The organism is Ameyamaea chiangmaiensis (assembly GCF_013376175.1).
In the GTDB taxonomy this organism is placed as follows: domain Bacteria; phylum Pseudomonadota; class Alphaproteobacteria; order Acetobacterales; family Acetobacteraceae; genus Ameyamaea; species Ameyamaea chiangmaiensis.
Window position 1 is genome coordinate 1 of record NZ_JABXXR010000344.1, and the last position, 861, is coordinate 861.

An 861-nucleotide genomic window follows, 5' to 3' on the forward strand; every position below is an offset into this window, starting at 1 on the left:
GTCGCGCTCGTCGAGCGTGTCTGGGGCGTGGCCGGACGCCTTCTGGCCCCCGCGCTGGTGGTGCTGGTACACCGGCGGATTGCGCGCGGCAAGGAGATCGCCGGGCGCCGGCGCGAACGCATGGGCATTGCGGACCAGCCGCGACCGGCGGGGCGACTGATCTGGTTTCATGCCGCCAGCGTGGGGGAGACGCTGTCGCTGCTGCCCGTGGTACGCGCCCTTCTTCAGGGCGACGACGCCGCTGCGCCGCACGTTTTGATGACGACCGCGACCGTCACCGCCGCCAGCCTCGTCGCGCGTGAGGCGCAGGCGCGGGACGGTCGCCTGATCCATCAGTTCGTCCCGTTCGACGTGCCGCGCTGGGTGAGCCGCTTCCTGCGCCACTGGCGCCCCGATCGCGCCGTTTTCGTCGAGAGCGAGCTATGGCCCTCCATGCTGCGGGCGTTACGGGCGCGCGGGATTCCGGTCGTGCTGCTGAACGGGCGCATGTCGGCACGGTCATGGCGCTGGTGGCGGCGCGTGCCAGGCCTGTCGCGGATCGTGCTGGGTGGTTTCGACTGGATCTCCGCCCGCAGCGCCGAGGACGCGCGGCGCCTGCGGGCGCTGGGCGCCACCCGGATCGAGGAGCGGGGGGACCTGAAACAAGCCGCACCGCCGCTGGGCGTCGACGCGCGGGCGCTGGAGATGGTGCGAGAGGCCATTGGCGGGCGCCCGCTCTGGCTCGCCGCCGCCACGCATGAAGGCGAGGAGACGATCGTGGCGGACGCAGCACGGCGTCTGCGCGAACGCTGGCCGGACCTTCTGACCATCATCGCGCCCCGCCACCCCGGCCGTGGTCCCGCGATCGCCGCCGCACTGGCC

General features: G+C 73.2%; 1 protein-coding gene. It reads left to right on the forward strand.

Annotated elements, in window-relative coordinates; genetic code table 11:
- The coding region (locus tag HUK82_RS16955) for a 3-deoxy-D-manno-octulosonic acid transferase (RefSeq protein WP_305144424.1) at positions 1-861 on the forward strand (861 nt) is incomplete at both ends.